General features: G+C 67.0%; 21 protein-coding genes. 10 read left to right on the forward strand and 11 right to left on the reverse strand.

The window, feature by feature from the left end; translation table 11 throughout:
- Positions 1 to 180 precede the first annotated feature (180 nt).
- Genes BST42_RS12070 through BST42_RS12080 form a run of 3 tightly spaced genes read left to right on the forward strand, consistent with a single transcriptional unit; the run spans position 181 to position 2,651 of the window.
- Positions 181 to 708 (forward strand): hypothetical protein, encoded by a 528-nt coding sequence (locus BST42_RS12070; protein WP_133057448.1) that lies wholly within the window; start codon positions 181 to 183, stop codon positions 706 to 708.
- A gap of 7 nt (positions 709 to 715) precedes the next feature.
- On the forward strand, positions 716 to 2,062 hold the full coding sequence (locus tag BST42_RS12075) for a cytochrome P450 (protein ID WP_083118796.1): 1,347 nt from the start codon (positions 716 to 718) through the stop codon (positions 2,060 to 2,062).
- Between the two features lie 7 nt (positions 2,063 to 2,069).
- Positions 2,070 to 2,651: a hypothetical protein gene (locus tag BST42_RS12080; RefSeq protein ID WP_083118797.1), complete on the forward strand. Its 582-nt coding sequence runs from the start codon at positions 2,070 to 2,072 to the stop codon at positions 2,649 to 2,651.
- A 50-nt stretch (positions 2,652 to 2,701) separates the two neighbouring features.
- Here the strand turns inward: BST42_RS12080 and rlmB are convergent, their stop codons facing one another.
- From rlmB to carD, 5 genes are read right to left on the reverse strand one after another with little or no spacing between them, the layout of a single operon-like run.
- Complete coding sequence (gene rlmB, locus BST42_RS12085; RefSeq protein ID WP_083118798.1) at positions 2,702 to 3,643, reverse strand: 23S rRNA (guanosine(2251)-2'-O)-methyltransferase RlmB; 942 nt, start codon at positions 3,641 to 3,643, stop codon at positions 2,702 to 2,704.
- Entirely contained in the window at positions 3,643 to 5,046 is a 1,404-nt protein-coding gene (gene cysS, locus BST42_RS12090) for a cysteine--tRNA ligase (protein WP_083118799.1), read from the reverse strand. Before cysS ends, rlmB begins: the two co-directional genes overlap by 1 nt.
- Positions 5,047 to 5,074: 28 nt before the next feature.
- On the reverse strand, positions 5,075 to 5,566 hold the full coding sequence (gene ispF, locus BST42_RS12095; protein ID WP_083118800.1) for a 2-C-methyl-D-erythritol 2,4-cyclodiphosphate synthase: 492 nt from the start codon (positions 5,564 to 5,566) through the stop codon (positions 5,075 to 5,077).
- Entirely contained in the window at positions 5,563 to 6,225 is a 663-nt protein-coding gene (ispD, locus tag BST42_RS12100; protein ID WP_083118801.1) for a 2-C-methyl-D-erythritol 4-phosphate cytidylyltransferase, read from the reverse strand. Before ispD ends, ispF begins: the two co-directional genes overlap by 4 nt.
- A 17-nt stretch (positions 6,226 to 6,242) precedes the next feature.
- Positions 6,243 to 6,731 carry an RNA polymerase-binding transcription factor CarD gene (carD, locus tag BST42_RS12105; RefSeq protein ID WP_019512593.1) on the reverse strand — a complete coding sequence of 163 codons (489 nt, stop codon included), beginning with the start codon at positions 6,729 to 6,731 and terminating at the stop codon, positions 6,243 to 6,245.
- Positions 6,732 to 7,026: 295 nt separating this feature from the next.
- Here carD and BST42_RS12110 point away from each other — a divergent pair, with 295 nt between their 5' ends.
- Genes BST42_RS12110 through disA form a run of 3 tightly spaced genes read left to right on the forward strand, consistent with a single transcriptional unit; the run spans position 7,027 to position 10,187 of the window.
- Positions 7,027 to 7,575, forward strand: a complete 549-nt coding sequence (locus BST42_RS12110) for a copper chaperone PCu(A)C domain-containing protein (protein ID WP_083118903.1) — start codon at positions 7,027 to 7,029, stop codon at positions 7,573 to 7,575.
- Between the two features lie 57 nt (positions 7,576 to 7,632).
- The gene (gene radA, locus BST42_RS12115) at positions 7,633 to 9,081 is read left to right on the forward strand and encodes a DNA repair protein RadA (RefSeq protein WP_083118802.1); all 1,449 of its coding nucleotides are present in this window, start codon (positions 7,633 to 7,635) and stop codon (positions 9,079 to 9,081) included.
- A complete protein-coding gene (gene disA / locus BST42_RS12120; protein WP_083118803.1) occupies positions 9,072 to 10,187 on the forward strand; it encodes a DNA integrity scanning diadenylate cyclase DisA in 1,116 nt (371 codons plus the stop codon). The genes radA and disA overlap by 10 nt, the downstream gene beginning before the upstream one ends.
- A gap of 7 nt (positions 10,188 to 10,194) precedes the next feature.
- Here disA and BST42_RS12125 read toward each other — a convergent pair whose 3' ends face one another.
- Together BST42_RS12125 and BST42_RS12130 are read right to left on the reverse strand one after the other, a co-directional pair.
- Complete coding sequence (locus BST42_RS12125) at positions 10,195 to 10,986, reverse strand: hypothetical protein (protein WP_237159387.1); 792 nt, start codon at positions 10,984 to 10,986, stop codon at positions 10,195 to 10,197.
- An 89-nt stretch (positions 10,987 to 11,075) separates the two neighbouring features.
- Positions 11,076 to 11,693, reverse strand: coding sequence for a carbonic anhydrase (locus tag BST42_RS12130; protein WP_083118805.1), 618 nt, complete (start codon positions 11,691 to 11,693; stop codon positions 11,076 to 11,078).
- Between the two features lie 37 nt (positions 11,694 to 11,730).
- Here BST42_RS12130 and BST42_RS12135 point away from each other — a divergent pair, with 37 nt between their 5' ends.
- Positions 11,731 to 12,606, forward strand: a complete 876-nt coding sequence (locus BST42_RS12135; protein ID WP_237159370.1) for an iron-sulfur binding domain-containing protein — start codon at positions 11,731 to 11,733, stop codon at positions 12,604 to 12,606.
- Here BST42_RS12135 and BST42_RS12140 read toward each other — a convergent pair.
- Positions 12,603 to 13,562: a GlxA family transcriptional regulator gene (locus BST42_RS12140; RefSeq protein WP_083118807.1), complete on the reverse strand. Its 960-nt coding sequence runs from the start codon at positions 13,560 to 13,562 to the stop codon at positions 12,603 to 12,605. The two genes, BST42_RS12135 and BST42_RS12140, sit on opposite strands and share 4 nt — an antisense overlap.
- Positions 13,563 to 13,633: 71 nt before the next feature.
- On the opposite strand from BST42_RS12140, the gene BST42_RS12145 reads away from it, so the two are divergent.
- Complete coding sequence (locus tag BST42_RS12145; protein WP_083118808.1) at positions 13,634 to 13,831, forward strand: hypothetical protein; 198 nt, start codon at positions 13,634 to 13,636, stop codon at positions 13,829 to 13,831.
- On the opposite strand, the gene BST42_RS12150 is transcribed toward BST42_RS12145, so the two are convergent.
- Complete coding sequence (locus BST42_RS12150; protein ID WP_083118809.1) at positions 13,805 to 14,578, reverse strand: alpha/beta fold hydrolase; 774 nt, start codon at positions 14,576 to 14,578, stop codon at positions 13,805 to 13,807. The two genes, BST42_RS12145 and BST42_RS12150, sit on opposite strands and share 27 nt — an antisense overlap.
- Before the next feature lie 55 nt (positions 14,579 to 14,633).
- On the opposite strand from BST42_RS12150, the gene mhuD reads away from it, so the two are divergent.
- Both mhuD and BST42_RS12160 read left to right on the forward strand, forming a co-directional pair.
- Positions 14,634 to 14,951, forward strand: coding sequence for a mycobilin-forming heme oxygenase MhuD (gene mhuD, locus BST42_RS12155; RefSeq protein WP_083118810.1), 318 nt, complete (start codon positions 14,634 to 14,636; stop codon positions 14,949 to 14,951).
- Entirely contained in the window at positions 14,926 to 16,302 is a 1,377-nt protein-coding gene (locus tag BST42_RS12160) for a serine hydrolase (protein ID WP_083118811.1), read from the forward strand. The genes mhuD and BST42_RS12160 overlap by 26 nt, the downstream gene beginning before the upstream one ends.
- Here the strand turns inward: BST42_RS12160 and BST42_RS12165 are convergent.
- The gene (locus BST42_RS12165) at positions 16,282 to 16,839 is read right to left on the reverse strand and encodes a histidine phosphatase family protein (RefSeq protein ID WP_083118812.1); all 558 of its coding nucleotides are present in this window, start codon (positions 16,837 to 16,839) and stop codon (positions 16,282 to 16,284) included. The two genes, BST42_RS12160 and BST42_RS12165, sit on opposite strands and share 21 nt — an antisense overlap.
- A complete protein-coding gene (locus BST42_RS12170) occupies positions 16,836 to 17,639 on the reverse strand; it encodes a CbtA family protein (protein ID WP_083118813.1) in 804 nt (267 codons plus the stop codon). Before BST42_RS12170 ends, BST42_RS12165 begins: the two co-directional genes overlap by 4 nt.
- Between the last annotated feature and the right edge of the window lie 5 nt (positions 17,640 to 17,644).

A 17,644-nucleotide genomic window follows, 5' to 3' on the forward strand; every position in this document is an offset into this window, starting at 1 on the left:
CGTGGCCGTGGCGCTTGCCATGGCCGTGTTCAGGTAGCCCAGCCCGCATGCGCACTTGCCCTGCAGCGAACAACCTTGCGCTGCAGGGCACTAACGCGTGTTCACCGGCCCACCGAAAGCGCCAGATAATTATGCGATGCTATTTGCAAAATGACTCGCACAAGGTCTATGCTCGTGAACATGACGCAGTCGAGTCGCGGCTTGAGATCCCTGTCGGCGCTTGACCAGTTCATCGTCGGTTGCCTGATTCTGCTTCTGCTGGTTTTCGGCTTGGAGCTGATGTTGCTCGTACCGTGCGGTGGCTGGCACAACCTGCCGACGTGCACCGCCTCGGTCAAGACGAATGGCGCGTGGACCGACTACTTCGCCATCGACCCATTCTGGTCGTCTATGCCGGATTGGTATGTCGTGGTGATGAACTTCCAGGATTTTCTGTTCAATCCGTTCTGGGGCTTGTCGCTGGTGATGTACCTGATGCACCGGCAGGACACCCCGTGGTTCCGCACCGCGACCATCATCGTGTCCTCGATGATCATCACCACCAGCGCCGTCGTGTTCCTCACCCAAGCGGCGCACCCCGGCATCACGGGCAATCAACTGGGTCTATTACTGGTCATCAACGCGGGGTGGGCGCTTCTGCCCGCCCTGTTCATCTTCCGCATGCATTCAGCGGGCAGGGCAGGAGGCTCACGTGTCGACACTCACTGACAATGGAATGGACACACGCAGTGCACCGCTTCCTCCCGGGCCGCGTTATACCAACCCGCTCAAGTTCTTTCGCGAGCTACGCGCCGATCCACTCGGCTTTTATCGACGGGTCGTCGCCGAGTACGGTGACATCGGATACATCGACATGCGCCCGCGCCCGCAGGTCTGGACGATTCGCCCAGAACACTACCGCGAAGTCCTCGTCAAGAACGTCGACCGCTACCCCAAAGGCATCGCCTTCGAGCGGCTGAAGGTCATCGGCGGGAACGGCTTGTTTTTCAGTGAGGGCGAAACGTGGCGCAAGAACCGCAAACTCGTGTCGCGGTCCTTCACCCACCGCGCACTTGGCAACTTGCTCGTCCACATCACCGGGGCTGCAGTTGATTTCACCGATCGCATGGCCGAGCGGGGCGGCGGGCCGGCGTTCGACATCGTGCCAGAGATGGCGCGCGTAGCCATGGACGTTGCCTGTCGCTCGTTCTTCGGCGATGACATCCTCGAGCGCGCCATACCGTTGAGTGCGGCACTGTGGGAGACCGCGGAGTACGCCGACAAGGCGATGAATTCGCTCTTCCCACCGCCACTGTGGATACCGACACGCGTAAACCGCAAGACCAAGAAGGCGCTTCGCGTCATGTTCGGCACCATCGACGACCTGATCGAGGACGCCAGGCGGCGAGGCGAGACCGACAATGTCCTGGGCAAGTTGATCACCGCAGTCGACAATGGCGAACTCTCCCCCGCCGAACTCAGAGACGAGATGTGGACCCTGCTCAATGCCGGCCACGAGACTACCGCCACAACATTGGGTTTCGCATTTCACTTCCTGAGCCAACATCCCGAGATGCGGCGGCGTGTCGAAGCCGAGGCGGACGCACTCGGCGATCGGGCCCCGACACCAGCCGATGTCGAGCGCCTGGAGTTCACCAACCGCGTCGTACTCGAGACACTGCGCCTGCTGCCACCGGCATGGGGCACGTCACGCGAGGCTGTCGAGGACGGTGTGGTCGGCGGATACCTGGTGCCCCGCAATGCAATTGTGCAACCACTGTTCTTTCTCACCCAACGTCATCCAGAGTTTTGGGACCACCCAGACGATTTCGATCCGGACCGGTTCACCCCGGAGCGCTCCGCCGGCCGCCCCCCGGAGGCATTCTCACCATTTGCGCTGGGTTCGCGGCGCTGCATCGGTGAGCGATTCGCGATTCTCGAGGCGACCCTGGTTCTCGCGACCTTCCACCAACGGTTGGAGTTCCGGCTGACGCCAGGTTTTGATATCCAGCCCGGCCTGCAGGGCTTCGGCCCCATGCGTGCACTCAACGGCATCCCCATGACTGTCCACAACCGGCACTAGGAGAACAATGACCCGCTACGCCTTGGATCCCTACGAACTTCGCGACCTTGCACTGCAGCACGTGGGCAAGCCCGTGCCGCAGATCGCGGCAGATCTCGAGCACGATCTCGTCGCCAAGTACGGCAACCTCATCCAAACGGACATGCCCTGGGTACTGACCCCTGCCGGATTCGTGATGTACCAGGTGAAGATGGTCTTTGCCCGACGCAACGAATACCTCGGATTGATGGGCGTCCCGGTGCCGTCGACCGGACACACCGGCCGCCATCCGGTCACGTATTACGACACGATCTTGTCCGGTGCATCGCGCAACGCGTCGGCAACCGACTTGGTCGCCACCGATGTGAAGGCCGGTGACTTCCTTGTCACCCCACCATGGGAGGCGTTCACGGCCAACATCGACGACCACATCTTTTTCCTCGAGTACTGCCGCGGTCCGCTGGCAACCATCATGCCGTTCGGCTTGGCCAACTTCGTGTTCGGCACACTTGATCTCAAGAGCGCGGGCCAGATCATGCGGACGAACGCGACGCTGAACTGGCGAAGCCGGGGCGTACCCACCCCCTACGGTGATGACCGGGAAGTCTGACGGGCACAACACGTCGAGGACAGTGCCCGACTGCCGTCAGGGATGCCGACTCAGCGGCGGCGCTGCCGGGCGATCTCGGCCAGCACCACACCGGCTGCCACGGACGCGTTCAGCGATTCCGTCGGCCCGGCCATCGGAATCGACACCACCGCGTCACAATTCTGGCGGACCAGCCGCGAGAGCCCCTTGCCCTCCGAGCCGACCACGAGTACCAGCGGACCAGAGCCGTCGAGCTCGTCGAGGGTGGTGTCACCCTCAGCGTCGAGCCCGACCACCTGAATACCGGCGTCGGCCCAATCCTTCAGTGTGCGAGTGAGATTCGTGGCACGCGCCACGCGCACGCGGGCGGCCGCACCGGCACTGGTGCGCCACGCGACCGCCGTCACCGACGCAGAGCGCCGCTGCGGGATCAGCACACCGTGGCCCGCGAACGCGGCCACCGACCGCACGATCGCGCCGAGGTTGCGCGGGTCGGAAATGTTGTCCAACGCGACCAGCAGTGCCGGTTCGACGTCAGAGGTGGCGGCCGCCAGCAGATCGTCGGGGTGGGCGTAGTTGTAGGGCGGCACCTGCAGGGCGATGCCCTGGTGTAACCCGTTGGAGCTCAACCGGTCAAGATCGTGGCGCGGCACCTCGAGAATCGCGATGCCGCGGTCCGCGGCCAGCGTGACCGACTCCGTGAGCCGCTCGTCGGCTTCCGCACCCAGCGCCACGTACAGGGCTGTCGCCGGCGCGTTCGCACGCAGGCACTCCAGCACCGGATTGCGACCCAGCACCATCTCGGTCTCGTCGGTGGGCTTCGAATACTGGCGCGCCCGCTTGTCGGCGCTGGCGGCGCGCCGGGCCGCCGGATGCCCGGTGCGAGCGCTTGCCGGCGGCGTCGCGCCGCGGCCTTCCAACCCGCGCCGGCGCTGACCACCAGAACCGACTGTCGGGCCCTTCTTGGTGCCTTCCTTGCGAATCGCACCGCGCCGCTTGGAGTTTCCCGCCATTACTTGCCGCCTTCGTCGCGTAGCGCCCACTGCGGTCCGTCGGCGGTATCGGTCACCTCGATGCCGGCTTCGGAGAGCCGGTCTCGGATCTCATCGGCCAGAGCCCAGTCGCGGGTCTGGCGAGCCCCGTCCCGGCGGTTCAGCTCGGCGCGCACCAACACGTCGACCGCAGCCAGGGCCGCCGACGTCTCGTCGCGGGTCTCCCAACGCTCGTCAAGCGGGTCACACCCGAGAATCCCCATCATCGAACGGATTTCGCGCGCCTTCGCCAGCGCGGTCTCGTGGTCGCCGGATTCCAGGGCCCGGTTGCCGTCCGCGCGGGCGGCATGCACCTCGGCCAGGGCGGCAGGTACGGCGAGGTCGTCGTCGAGTGCGGTGCCGAACTTCTCGGTCCAAGTGCTGGGCAGCACGATGCCGACGCGAGTCCGCACCCTGTGCAAGAACTCCTCGATGCCGGTGTAGGCCTTGACCGCATCCTGCAGGGCGTTCTCGGAGAATTCCAGCATCGACCGATAATGCGCGCTGCCCAGGTAGTAGCGCAGCTCGGCGGGCCGGACCCGTTGCAGCACAGCGGGAATCGACAGGACATTGCCCAGCGACTTGCTCATCTTCTCCCCGCCCATGGTGACCCAGCCGTTGTGCAGCCAGTACCGGGCGAATCCGTCGCCGGCGGCACGCGCCTGAGCGATCTCGTTCTCATGGTGGGGGAAGACCAAATCCATTCCGCCGCAGTGAATATCGAACTCAGCACCCAGGTATTCATGCGCCATCGCCACACACTCGGAGTGCCAACCCGGCCGCCCCGCTCCCCACGGCGTCGGCCAGGACGGCTCGCCGGGCTTGGCGCCTTTCCACAGAGTGAAGTCACGCTGGTCGCGTTTTCCGGTGCCCGCGCCCTCGCCCTGGTGCACGTCGTCGATCCTGTGCCCGGACAGCTTGCCGTACTCCGGGAAGCTCAGCACGTCGAAGTAGACGTCACCGGCGCCGGTGTAGGCGTGGCCGGTATCGACCAGTCGCTCGATGAGCTCGACGATCTGGGTGATGTGCCCTGTCGCGCGCGGCTCGGCCGATGGCGGCAGCACGCCAAGGGCGTCATAGGCCGCCGAGAACGCCCGCTCGTGGGTGGCCGCCCATTCCCACCACGGCCGGCCTGCGTCGGCGGCTTTGGTGAGGATCTTGTCGTCGATGTCGGTGACGTTGCGGATGAACGCGACGTCGAAACCCTTGGCCATCAGCCAGCGGCGCAGCACGTCGAAAGCGACCCCGCTGCGGACGTGGCCGATGTGCGGCAAGCCCTGCACGGTGGCACCGCAGAGATAGATCGAGGCATGGCCGGGACGGATCGGCGCGAAGTCGCGCACGGCACCGCTGTAGGTGTCGTGGAGTCGCAGGGTGCCGGTCACGACGCGCCAGCTTACCGGCCTGAACGGCTCAGTCAGGCATCGAGGCAGACCCGGCCACCACCAAGGCGGTGGCGATGGCTGCCATGCCCTCCCCGCGCCCGGTCAGCCCGAGTCCGTCGGTGGTGGTCGCCGAGACCGACACCGGCGCGCCCAGCAGCCCGGTCAGCAGGCGTTGGGCTTCCTCCCGACGTGGGCCGACCTTGGGCCGATTGGCGATCACCTGGACGACGGCGTTGCCGACGGTGAAGCCCGCGGCCGTGAGCAGTTCGCGGACGTGGTCGAGCATGCGGGCACCGGTGACACCGCGCCACTGCGGTTGGTCAACGCCGAACACCGTTCCGAGATCGCCGAGACCCGCCGCCGAGAGCAAGGCATCGCAGAGCGCATGGACAGCCACGTCACCATCGGAGTGTCCGGAGCAGCCGTCGGCATCGTCGAACAACAGGCCCAGCAGCCAGCAGGGCCGGCCGGACTCGATCGGGTGGACGTCGCTACCCAGCCCGATACGCGGAATCGTCATGCGGCCAGCAGGGCTCGGGCCAGCTGGAGATCCAGCGGCGTGGTGACCTTGAACGCCATGGGGTCGCCGGCGACAGTGTGCACCGGGGTGCCCAGGTATTCGACCAGCGAGGCGTCGTCGGTGACCGAGGCGCCGCCGGCGCTCTCGTAGGCGCGGCGCAGCAGCGCGGTTTCGAAGCCCTGCGGAGTTTGCACGGCACGCAGCCCGGCCCGCTCGGGAGTGCCGAGAACGACGCCGTTGGCGTCGACGGCCTTGATGGTGTCGGTGACCGGCAGCACCGGAATGACTGCGCGGAGGCCGTCGCGCAAGGCGGCGACCACCCGCTGGATCTGCCCGACCGGCGTCAGCGGCCGGGCAGCGTCATGCACGAGAACGAACATGGGGTCACCGACGGAAGCCAGCGCGCGTCGCACGGTTTCGGGACGTTCCGGACCGCCGGCGACGACCGTGGCGCGACCGCCGAGCAGGAGCTTTGTCTCATCAACCCGCTCGGCCGGAGCAGCGACGACAACCCGGTCGACCACGCCGGAGGCCAACAGTCCCTCCACCGCGCGTTCGAGCATGGTTAGGCCGCCGAGATCCACAAAAGCCTTTGGGATACCCGCACCCAGCCGTTCACCGGAACCGGCGGCCGTGACGACCGCGACCGTGTCCGACACCTAACCCCTCAGGGCAGTCAGGACGCGGCGGCCAGCGCCTCGTCGAGAATGATGGTGGCCTTCTCGTCGTCGGTGTTCTCAGCGAGGGCCAACTCGCCGACGAGGATCTGCCGGGCTTTGGCCAGCATGCGCTTCTCGCCCGCCGACAGACCGCGCTCCTGGTCCCGGCGCCACAGGTCGCGAACGACCTCGGCGACCTTGTTGACGTCACCGGACGCCAGCTTCTCCAGGTTGGCCTTGTAGCGGCGCGACCAGTTGGTCGGCTCTTCGGTGTGCGGGGCACGAAGCACCTGAAACACCTTGTCCAGGCCTTCCTGTCCGACCACGTCGCGCACGCCGACATATTCGGCGTTGTCGGCGGGAACTCGGACAGTGAGGTCTCCCTGGGACACCTTCAAGACGAGGTATTCCTTCTGTTCGCCTTTGATGGTCCGGGTTTCAATGGCCTCGATCAATGCAGCACCGTGGTGTGGATAGACAACGGTGTCTCCGACCTTAAAAATCATCAGTTTCGAGCCCCTTTCACACTCCAATGTTAGCACGGTGCCCGACAGCGCGCGGAACAACGATGCAGGTCAGGGGCACCGAAGGTGAAGAGAGGGGGTTGACAGGGTGACGAAAGCGTGCAACGCGGGCGCTCGTACCCACTGCTCAGCACACCGCCGCCGGGTCGCCGCCGCCGACTTCTGTCACCGCCCCGCGAACCCTCAGCTACCGCCGCGCGACGCTACCTACTACTGTGCATAGTCGAACCGCGGCGGCGCCACGATGCCGTCCACACGGGCCGAGCAGGAGGCTGTTGTGAACCGCTTGACGAATCGCCTCGTCGCCGCATCCGCTGGCCTGGCGGCCGGCGCCCTGATCCTGACGGGGTGCGGGACGGGCCAGATCTCGCAGACCGCCGACCAGCAGTCGGCCGTCAACGGTGCCACTGCGAATGTCGCGAACATCGCTCTGCGCAACGTGCACATCCAGGCAGTGCAATCCGGTGACGCCCTGAAGCCGGGTCGCACCGTCGAGTTGATCTTCGCCGCGGCAAACATCTCCCCGGACACCAACGACAAGCTGGTCACTGTCAGCTCCGACGTGGGTTCGGTCGAGCTCACCGGGAACACCTCGATCCCCGCCGGATCGTCCTTGATCGTCGGCAGTGCCGACGGTCAGGCCGAAGCGGCGCCGATGGGCAGTGCGCAGCCGGCCAAGGCTGAGGTCACTCTCAGCCAGCCGATTTCCAACGGGCTGACCTACGGCTTCACCTTCACCTTCGAGAAGGCCGGCCAGGCGACGGTCCAGGTGCCCATCTCGGCGGGCGGCGCGGAGCGGCAAGGGGCACCCGCAGGCCAGGAGTGAGCTGACACGGGCCGCTAATACGCGGTTCTGTCGGAGCCACCCGATAGCGTCACGGCCGTGGCCAAGGCGCGTTCGCAATATCGCTGTTCGGAATGCCGCCATGTGATGGCCAAGTGGGTCGGCCGGTGCCCTGAGTGCGGAACCTGGGGCACGGTCGACGAGGTCGCCGGGGCCAGCGCCGCCGGCAGCACCGCGCAACGCGCGGTCGCGCCGTCCACCCCCGCAGTTCCGATCAGCTCGATCAACCCGGACCGCACCCGCCACTTCCCCACCGGCGTCGACGAACTCGACCGGGTGCTCGGCGGCGGTGTGGTGCCCGGCTCGGTCAGTCTGCTCGCCGGTGACCCCGGGGTCGGCAAGTCCACCCTGCTGCTCGACGTGGTGCATCGGTGGGCGAGTTCGGGCCGGCGCGCGCTGTATGTCTCCGGCGAAGAGTCGGCAGGCCAGATCCGGATGCGCGCGGAGCGGACCGGCTGCACCCACGACGAGGTGTTCCTGGCCGCTGAGACCGACATCAACACGGTGCTCGGCCATATCGAAGCGGTTCAGCCCAGTCTGGTGGTGGTCGACTCGGTGCAGACGATGACCGCCGGTGACACCGACGGCGTTGTCGGCGGGGTGACCCAGGTGCGCGCTGTGACGACTGCGCTGACCGCCGCCGCCAAGTCGAGCGGCGTCGCACTGGTGCTGGTCGGCCACGTCACCAAGGACGGGGCGATCGCCGGGCCACGTTCGCTGGAGCATCTGGTGGACGTGGTGCTGCACTTCGAGGGCGACCGCAACTCCACCCTCCGGATGGTCCGCGGCGTCAAGAACCGCTTCGGCGCCTCCGACGAGGTCGGCTGTTTTGTGTTGCAGGACAACGGCATTCAGGGGATTTCCGATCCGTCCGGGCTGTTTCTCGATGACCGGCCCAACCCGGTACCCGGCACCGCGGTCACCGTGGCGCTCGACGGTAAACGCCCGCTGATCGGCGAGGTCCAGGCCCTGCTGGCCTACCGCCCCGAGAACGCGCCGCAACGCCGCGCGGTCAGCGGGGTGGACAGTTCGCGGGCGGCGATGATCGCCGCGGTGCTCGAGCGGCGGGCCAGCCTCAAGGTCAGCGCCACCGACATCTATCTGTCCACCGTCGGCGGGATGCGGTTGATGGATCCGTCGTCGGACCTGGCCGTCGCGATGGCGATGGCATCGGCCTACGCGGACCTGCCGCTGCCCACCACGACCGTGGTGATCGGCGAAGTGGGCTTGGCCGGCGATCTGCGACGCGTCACCGGCATGGATCGCCGCCTCGCCGAGGCGGCCCGCCTTGGCTTCACCGAGGCACTCGTGCCGATGGGGTGCGGCACCGTCCCGAAAGGCTTCAAGGCCATCGAATCGGCCACCATCGGCGACGCCTTGCGCTCGATGTTGACGATCGCAAAACGGCCTTACGACAAGGTCGTTACGCAGCTTCGGCGGGAGGGGTCGAGTAACGACCTCGACGCAGTGGACAATAAGTGGCTGTGAGCACCGTCAACGGAGCCAGCGGCTCCGCCCAGCCAACGGCGGCCACGCTGCGCGAGACCATCGGGCGACTGGCGCCCGGCACTGCCCTTCGCGACGGACTGGAGCGCATCCTGCGTGGTCGCACGGGTGCGCTGATCGTGCTGGGGTACGACGAGCGGGTCGAGACGATCTGCGACGGTGGGTTCTCCCTCGATGTGCGGTTTGCCCCGACCCGGCTGCGCGAGCTGTCGAAAATGGACGGCGCCGTCGTGCTGTCCACCGACGGCAGCCGGATCGTGCGGGCCAACGTCCAACTGGTGCCGGATCCGACGATCCCCACCGACGAGTCCGGAACCCGGCACCGCTCCGCCGAGCGCACCGCGATCCAGACCGGCTATCCGGTGGTCTCGGTCAGCCACTCGATGAACATCGTCACGGTGTACGTCTCCGGAGAACGCCACGTGGTGGCCGACTCGGCCACCATCCTGTCGCGGGCCAACCAGGCGATCGCCACACTGGAGCGCTACAAGGCTCGCCTCGACGAGGTGTCCCGGCAGTTGTCCACCGCCGAGATCGAAGACTTCGTCACGCTGCGCGATGTCATGACAGTAGTGCAACGGCTCGAGATGGTTCGCCGTATTGGGCTCGAAATCGATTATGACGCAGTCGAACTCGGTACCGACGGCAGGCAGCTGCGGCTTCAGCTCGAAGAGCTGCTGGGCGGCAACGACACCGCACGCGAGCTGATCATGCGCGACTATCACGCCAACCCCGACCCGCCGTCGAAGGCGCAGGTCGCCTCGACGCTGGCCGAATTGGACTCGCTGTCGGACACCGAACTATTGGACTTCACCGCGCTGTCGCGGGTGTTCGGCTATCCATCGACGGCGGAGGCGCAGGATTCGGCGCTCAGCGCCCGCGGCTATCGCGCGATGGCCGGCATCCCGCGCCTGCAGTTCGCTCACGTCGACCTGCTGGTCCGCCGCTTCGGCTCCCTGCAGGGACTGCTGGCGGCCAGCGCCACCGATCTGCAGTCTGTCGAAGGCATCGGCGCGATGTGGGCACGGCACGTCCGGGAGGGCTTGTCCCAGCTGGCCGAGTCGACGATCGCCGACCGCCTGGTCTAATCGCGAGCTACCCCGCGGGAGCGGGCGCCGGCTGCGGGGCCTCACCCGGGGCACCGGCGGGCAGCTGCTGCCCGGCGGCGGGTGCGGCGCCCGGCGGCGGAGCGTCGGCGAGGATGAACGGCACCGTCGCCGAACGCAGGTTGCCCAGCTGGACGACCAGGTTGTACGTGCCGGGTCCGATCGGCTGGCGCGGCAGTGGGCACTGCGGTGCGGAGCCCATGGCGGTCCAGGTCACCTCGGTGGTCACCTGCTCACCGGGGTTGAACGTCTTGACCAGCGTCTCATTCGACGGCGCGCAGTCCAGGTTCGACCACAGCCGCTTGCCGTCCATCGAGTACACGTAGGCGGCGAGGACGGCAGCGCCGACGTCACGCTTGCAGGCCACCAGGCCGATGTTGGTGACGACCATGGTGAACTTCGGCTGATCGCCGATCGCGTACTGCGGCTGGTTCGTGATGCCCTTGACGGCCAGGTTGGAATCCGGGCAGTCGTCGCCCTCTTTGAGTACCGGCGGCGGCATGACGGCCTCGGTGGGCGTCGGCGCGACCGTGACGGGCCCCGACGGGGTCTCCGCCGGTGGCGGGGGCGCGACGACGGGAGTCTTGTTGTCCGGCTGGGGGTTCTGCGGCCCCGCTACGGGCGTGGTCTTCACGGCGCTCTTCGAATCCGAGCCACCGCTGAAGACGATGAAGGCCACCCCGACGACGATTGCTGCGACTACCGCGACGATGCCGATTGCAAGAGCACGGCGCCGCCAATAGATTTGCGAGGGTAGGGGTCCACGCGGTTCCAGATCCAGATCCAGCACCTTTCCACGGTAAGGCCAGGTCATCGCGAGTTGTTCGACCCCGCCCGGCGTGTCGCCTTGTTAGCTAGCTGGAAAAGTGGTTATTCGCCGATATCGCCGAGGTGTTCGCGCAGCACAACTTTGCCGTCGGCGAGGTGATAGGTCAGGCCCACGATGGCCAGCGTGCCTGCGGCAACCCGCTCGGCGATGAGAGCGGACCGGGCCAGCAGCTGCGTACCGGTCTCGATGACGTGGCGGGCCTCGAACTCGTCGACGCGGGTCAAGCCCTCACGGCGACCCACCAGGATCGACGGCGTCACCCGCTCGACGAGATCGCGGATGTAGCCGCCGGGTACCGCGCCGTCGTCGAGGGCGGACAACGTCGCCTTGACCGCGCCACAGCTGTCGTGCCCGAGGACGGCGATCAGCGGCACGTTGAGCACACCGACCGCGTACTCGATGGAGCCAAGCACCGCGGAGTCGATGACGTGTCCCGCCGTGCGCACCACGAACATGTCGCCGAGGCCCTGGTCGAAGATGATCTCGGCGGCGACCCGGCTGTCGGCGCAACCGAAGATGACTGCGGTCGGGGTTTGTCCCCCGGCCAACCGCGCACGGTCCTCGATGCTCTGGCTGGGATGCTGTGGCTGGCCGGCAACGAATCGCTCGTTACCCTCTTTGAGTGCCTTCCAAGCGGTTATCGGGCTGGTGTTCGGCATGGCCATCATTCTGCCTTGTCTCTCACCTCGAAACGATATGAGTTCCATTTGTGACGAGCTCGTCGTGTGGTACGGGCATGCCCGGCGCGACCTGCCGTGGCGCAGCCCTGATGTGACGGCATGGCAAATCCTGGTCAGCGAGTTCATGCTGCAGCAGACTCCGGTCGCCCGGGTGGCACCCATCTGGCTGGACTGGGTGGCGCGCTGGCCGACACCGTCGGCGACGGCAGCGGCCAGTGCCGCGGATGTGCTCCGCGCGTGGGGCAAGCTCGGCTATCCGCGGCGGGCCAAGCGCCTGCACGAGTGTGCGACGGTGATCGCCGCCGAACACGGTGACCGGGTGCCCGATGACGTCGAGGTGTTGTTGACCCTGCCCGGTGTCGGTTCGTACACCGCCCGCGCGGTGGCCTGTTTCGCCTACCAGCAGAGCGTGCCGGTGGTGGACACCAATGTGCGACGGGTCGTGGCGCGCGCGATCCACGGGCTGGCCGATGCCGGAAATCCTTCCACCACAAGGGATATGGCCGACGTCCTGGCACTGATGCCCGATGACGAGACAGCTCCGGTGTTCTCGGCGGCGCTGATGGAGCTCGGTGCGACGGTATGCACGGCACGCTCCCCCAAGTGCGGGGTGTGCCCGCTGAGTGTGTGCGCCTGGCGGGCCGCCGGGCATCCGCCGGCCGCGACCGCACCGCGGCCCAGTCAGCGCTTCGCCGGCACCGACCGGCAGGTGCGCGGCAAGTTGCTGGATGTGTTGCGCGCCAGCACTTCTCCGGTGCCGCGGGAGCATCTTGACGTGGTCTGGCTGACCGAAACCGCGCAGCGTGACCGCGCGCTGGACTCGCTTCTGGTGGACGGACTGGTGGAGCAGACCGCCGACGGCAGGTTCGCGCTGTGCGGCGAGGCCGACTAGGCGGAGCGGGCGAACCGGCGGCGGTAGTCCGATGGGGTGACGCCGACGATCCGGCGGAAGTGGTGGCGTAGCAGCGTGGCATTGCCGAATCCCGCCCGCTCGGCGATGCGGTCGACGTCCAGATCGGTTTCCTCGAGCATGCGGCGGGCGTAGAGCACCCGTTGGTCGGTGACCCACTGCATGGGCGTGGTGCCGGCCTCCTCGACGAAGCGCCGCGCGAACGTGCGCGCCGACATGTTGGCCCGGCGGGCCATGCTCGCCACAGTATGCGGCTTGTCGAGGTTGGACAGGATCCAATCCAATTGCGGGGCAAACCCTTCCGAACATCGCGCCGGGATGGGTTGGTCGATGTACTGACGCTGGCCGCCGTCGCGCTGCGGTGGCACCACCATTCTCCTGGCGATGATGTTGGTGACCGCGCTGCCGAGTTCGCGGCGGACCAGGTGCAGGCACGCGTCGATGCCGGCAGCGGTGCCGGCACTGGTCACCAGATCACCGTCGTCGACGAACAGCACGTTGCGGTCGATGATCGCGGTCGGATAGCGCTGAGCGAGGTCGTCGGCGTGCATCCAGTGCGTGGTGCAGCGGCGCCCGTCGAGCAGGCCCGCTTCGCCCGCAACGAAGGCGCCGGAACACACCGTCAGGATCGTCGACCCGGCCGCATGCGCGGCCCGCAATGCTTCCAGCGCTTCCGGCGGGTACGCCTCGACCGGCCCGGTCACCGCCGATACGGCCACCACGTCGGCGCCGATCAGGGCATCGAGGCCGTGATCGGGCACCAGGGTGGCGCCGACACTCGTGCGCAACGGTGCGCCCGCCTGCGGACCGCACACCTTGAAATCGAAGTTGGGCACGCCGTCGGCCGCCCGGTCGATTCCGAAGACTTCGCAGACCACGCCGAACTCGAAGACGGCGACGTTGTCCAGGACCAGCGCCGAAACGCTCTTCAAAGGCATGGCAGAATTTTATCTCACCGGGTCAGTACTGCCACTGTTGGCTGGATCTTTTTCCCCGAAGCATTACTGCCATGAACGCATTCGCCGCCGTCCTCAAGAAACTGCATCTGCACGCCGATCAATTCCGGGTGTGGGCACCGATGGTCGGTCCACTGTTCGCCGACGATGCCGATCTGCGCCGGATCAACCACGATCTCGACGCCGTGCGCACCCGGTTCGAACACCATCCGAGCTGGCCGTCGTCAGGTGTCCTCGGGGAGCGTCGCTAGGAACGACTCGACGGCGTTTCGGTACTCGTCCGGGGCGTCGTCGTGGACGAGGTGGCCTGCTCCGGCGACGCGGACGTAGCGGCCCGACGGGCCGGCCAGCTCGGCCATCCGGCGCATCTGCCCGGGCGGCGCCACCGATTCACCCGCCTCGATCAGCAATACCGGCGCCCGGACCGCCCGCCACTGCCGCCAGTAGTCCCGGGTCCCCCACTCCGCCGCGATCTCGATCCAGCGGGCGGGCTGGCCATGCAGCCGCCAGCCGGTCGCCGTCCGGTCGAAGGCTTCGAGGAAGTAGCGCCCGGCGACGGGGCCGAACTCGTCGAAAACGTGTTGCTCCGTGGAGTATTCGACGGGCAGCGCATGGACCCACGGCTCCCACGGTCCCGTCGTCCGGCCGACGAAGTCGGGTGCCATGTCCTCAACCACCAGCGCGCGCACCAGGTCGGGACGCTGCGCAGCAAGGCACCAGGAATGCAGGCCCCCCATCGAGTGCCCCACGAGTACCGCCGGGCCGTCGAGGCGTGCAAGGGCGTCCCCGAGGTCGGTCACGAACCGTTCGGTGGTGACCGGTTCGGAGTCCTCGACCTCACGGCCGCGGTGCCACGGCGCGTCATAGGTGTAGACCGACCCGAACCGGGACAGCCACGGCAACTGCCGCGACCACGTGGTGCCGCGGCCCATCAAGCCGTGAACCAACACCACAGGCCGTCCGATGCCGCCCCGATAGGTCAGCAGCTCAGTGCTCACCGCTTCATCTTGCGCGGTCGGTCACCGGCCCGGGCGGGCGCGGTAACCTTGCGCCATGTCCGTGGTGAAGATCAACGCAATCGAGATTCCGCCTGGTGCGGGTCCAGAGCTGGAAAAGCGGTTCGCCAACCGCGCCCACGCCGTAGACAACCAGCCGGGCTTCCTCGGGTTCCAACTGCTGCGACCGGTCAAGGGTGAGGACCGCTACTTCGTAGTGACCACATGGGAGTCCGAGGAGGCGTTCCAGGCCTGGGCGAGCGGACCGGCGATCCACGCGCACGCCGGTGAGCGCGCCAACCCGGTGGCCAAGGGTGCCCATCTGCTCGAGTTCGAGGTTGTGTTGGACGTTGCCGGGACCGACTCGAAGGCGTAGCGCACGCCGGGTGTGCCGGCGTGCGGTGCGTGCGGTGGCAGTGGCCACCGTGCTCGTGTCCGCCGCCAGCCTGGCAACCAGCTGCACATCGGCTCCCGCGCCGCCCGCCAATGCAGGCGCGGGTGTCCGCATCGACCTCAACACCCCGCAGGGCGTCCGAGCCAAGCAGGTCATGGACATGCTGAACTCGGACTGGCCGATCGGGACCGAGAGCGTCAAGACGCTGGCCACCCCGGACCTGGTGGACCCGGTCGCACACACCATGGACTCGCTGTGGTGGGACCGGCCCTACACCCTGGCCGGCGTCGAGGTCGGCGCCAACGTCGCCACCCTGCACATGCTGACCTCCTACGGCGCCCGCCAGGACATCGACCTGCGCATCGGCGACGACACCTTCGTCAGCCGGTTCGTCGTCACCACCGAGAAGCCGAAGATCGACTCGTGGCAGGACGTCGACACCGCGCTGAGCCGTACCGGCGCCCGCTATTCGTGGCAGGTGTCCAAAGTCGACGACGGTCGCTGCGAAAAGGTGGCCGGCACCAACACTTCCGAATCCCTGCCGCTGGCTTCGATTTTCAAGACGTACGTGTTGTATGCGGTTGAAACTGCCATCACTGCAGGAACTTTGAACTGGGACGACAAGCTGACGATCACCGCCGAGGTGAAGAAGCTTGGTTCGTCGGGCTTCGACAAGCTTCCGCCCGGATCGCAGATCACCGTCCGCCAGGCCGCGGGCAAGATGATCTCGACGAGCGACAACATGGCCACCGATCTGCTGATCGGACGGGTGGGAACCCACGCCGTCGAAGAGGCCCTTGCCGCCGCGGGCCACCACGACCCGGCGAGCATGACCCCGTTCCCGACGATGCGGGAACTGTTCGCGATCGGCTGGGGCAATCCCGATGTGCGCGAGCAGTGGAAGAAGACCGTGCCTGCGAATCGGGGAAACCTGTTGCATGACGCGGATTCCCGCCCCTACGACCCCGATCCGATGCGCTCCCACACACCGGCCTCGACCTATGGCGTGGAGTGGTACGGCAATGCCGAGGACATCTGTCGCGTGCACGCCGCCCTGCAGCGTGGCGCCGTCGGCCGCGCGGCGCCGGTCAAGGACGTGATGTCGGAAGCCGCAGGAATCGACCTCGACCCCGCCGAGTGGCCCTACATCGCCGCCAAGGCCGGAAACCTGCCCGGTGAGATGACATTCAGCTGGTATGCGGTGGACCGAACCGGCCAGGCGTGGGTGGTCAGCTTCCAGTTCAACTGGCCCCGCTTCCACAGCGCGAACGCGGGCGGCTGGGCGATGACGATCATCAAGCAGGTCTTCGGGCTACTGCCCCGCTACCGCTGACCGCAGGGTCCACACCGATCCACGGTAATGCAGGGTGGTGCTGCTGGCCGGCCCGATATCGATGCGCCAGAACGACTTTGGTGGCGCGTCGAGCGCACTGAGGATCGTCGCGCGAACCACTGCGGGGTGGGTGAACGCGACAACGCGCCCCGGTGTGCGGGCCACATCTTGGAGCCAGCCCCGCACCCGGGCGATCAGCTCGACCACCGACTCGCCATTGTGCGGGCGGCTTTCGGGATCGGTCAACCACTGCGCGAGCTCACCCGGCTGCACCTGGTCAAGACTCAGCCCGCCCCAGGAACCGCACGCCAGGTCGGCCAACCGCGGATCGACCGCAGGAGTCAGACCGAGCGCTTGCGCGCTCTGGCGCGCCCGGAGTTCCGGCCCGGAGAGCACCACGTCGGCGGCACCCCCGTCGACCCCGGCCAACTGCCGTCGACCCAGCGGGTTGAGTTCTTCGTCGAGCGGAAATCGTCCGGCTGCCATGGCATCGGTCATGGCGTGTGACACCAGGGTCAGCCGGACGACCTCACTCACGCAGAGACAGACTCCTGCTGCTTGCTGTCGAGCAGCCGGTGCAGCATCGCCGCACCTGCCAGACCGATCGTCGTCCAGACGATCACCTGGGTGCCCAGCGCGTACAACCGGAACTCATAGAGATCCGTCGCGGGGAAGCCCGGAAACACGATCGTCCCGGCGTCGTTCACCATCGGGCCGGGTATCTCGTCGATGGTCGGCATCACAAGCATCAGGATCGCGACCGCGACGATGTACGCGCCACCGGCGGCCAGCGTGGCGTTCCAGGCGCCGAGCTTCGGCGTGAGCTGGAAAGCGAGATAGACCGCGGCGACCATGAACAGCGCCGACAGCGCCACCATCAAGATGTAGAGCAGCGCGCGCTGCTTGATGGTTTCGTCGAGGCTGGTGGCCGGCGGGCTGGGCGGATACTTCAGTGCCGGCACCACCCACAGTGCGATCAGCATCGCGCCTGCGGTGAGCACCGCCAGCTTGCGGGCCGACACGGTGTCAATGCGGCTGTACGCCACACAGAACACCACGGCGAACAACGCACCCAGCGCGATGCTGAACATCAGCACGCCCAGCCCCATACCGATGTTGGACTGCACCGTCCGGGTGAACAGCTCGCCGCCCTCATGGCTGTGCCCGTGCCCGTGCGCGGACGCCGCCTCCATGGCTTCATGCGCCGCTGTCTTGCCATCTTCGAAGTCGATGGCTCGGCCGACGATCGGCTCGATGAAGATCTTGGACCAGACGAATCCGAACACGCCTGCAAGGGCGCCGGCCAGAATGCCGCGCCAGATTATTGATTTTTCCATTGCTC

It is taken from the genome of Mycolicibacterium rhodesiae (genome assembly GCF_002086695.1).
In the GTDB taxonomy this organism is placed as follows: Bacteria; Actinomycetota; Actinomycetes; order Mycobacteriales; family Mycobacteriaceae; genus Mycobacterium; species Mycobacterium rhodesiae.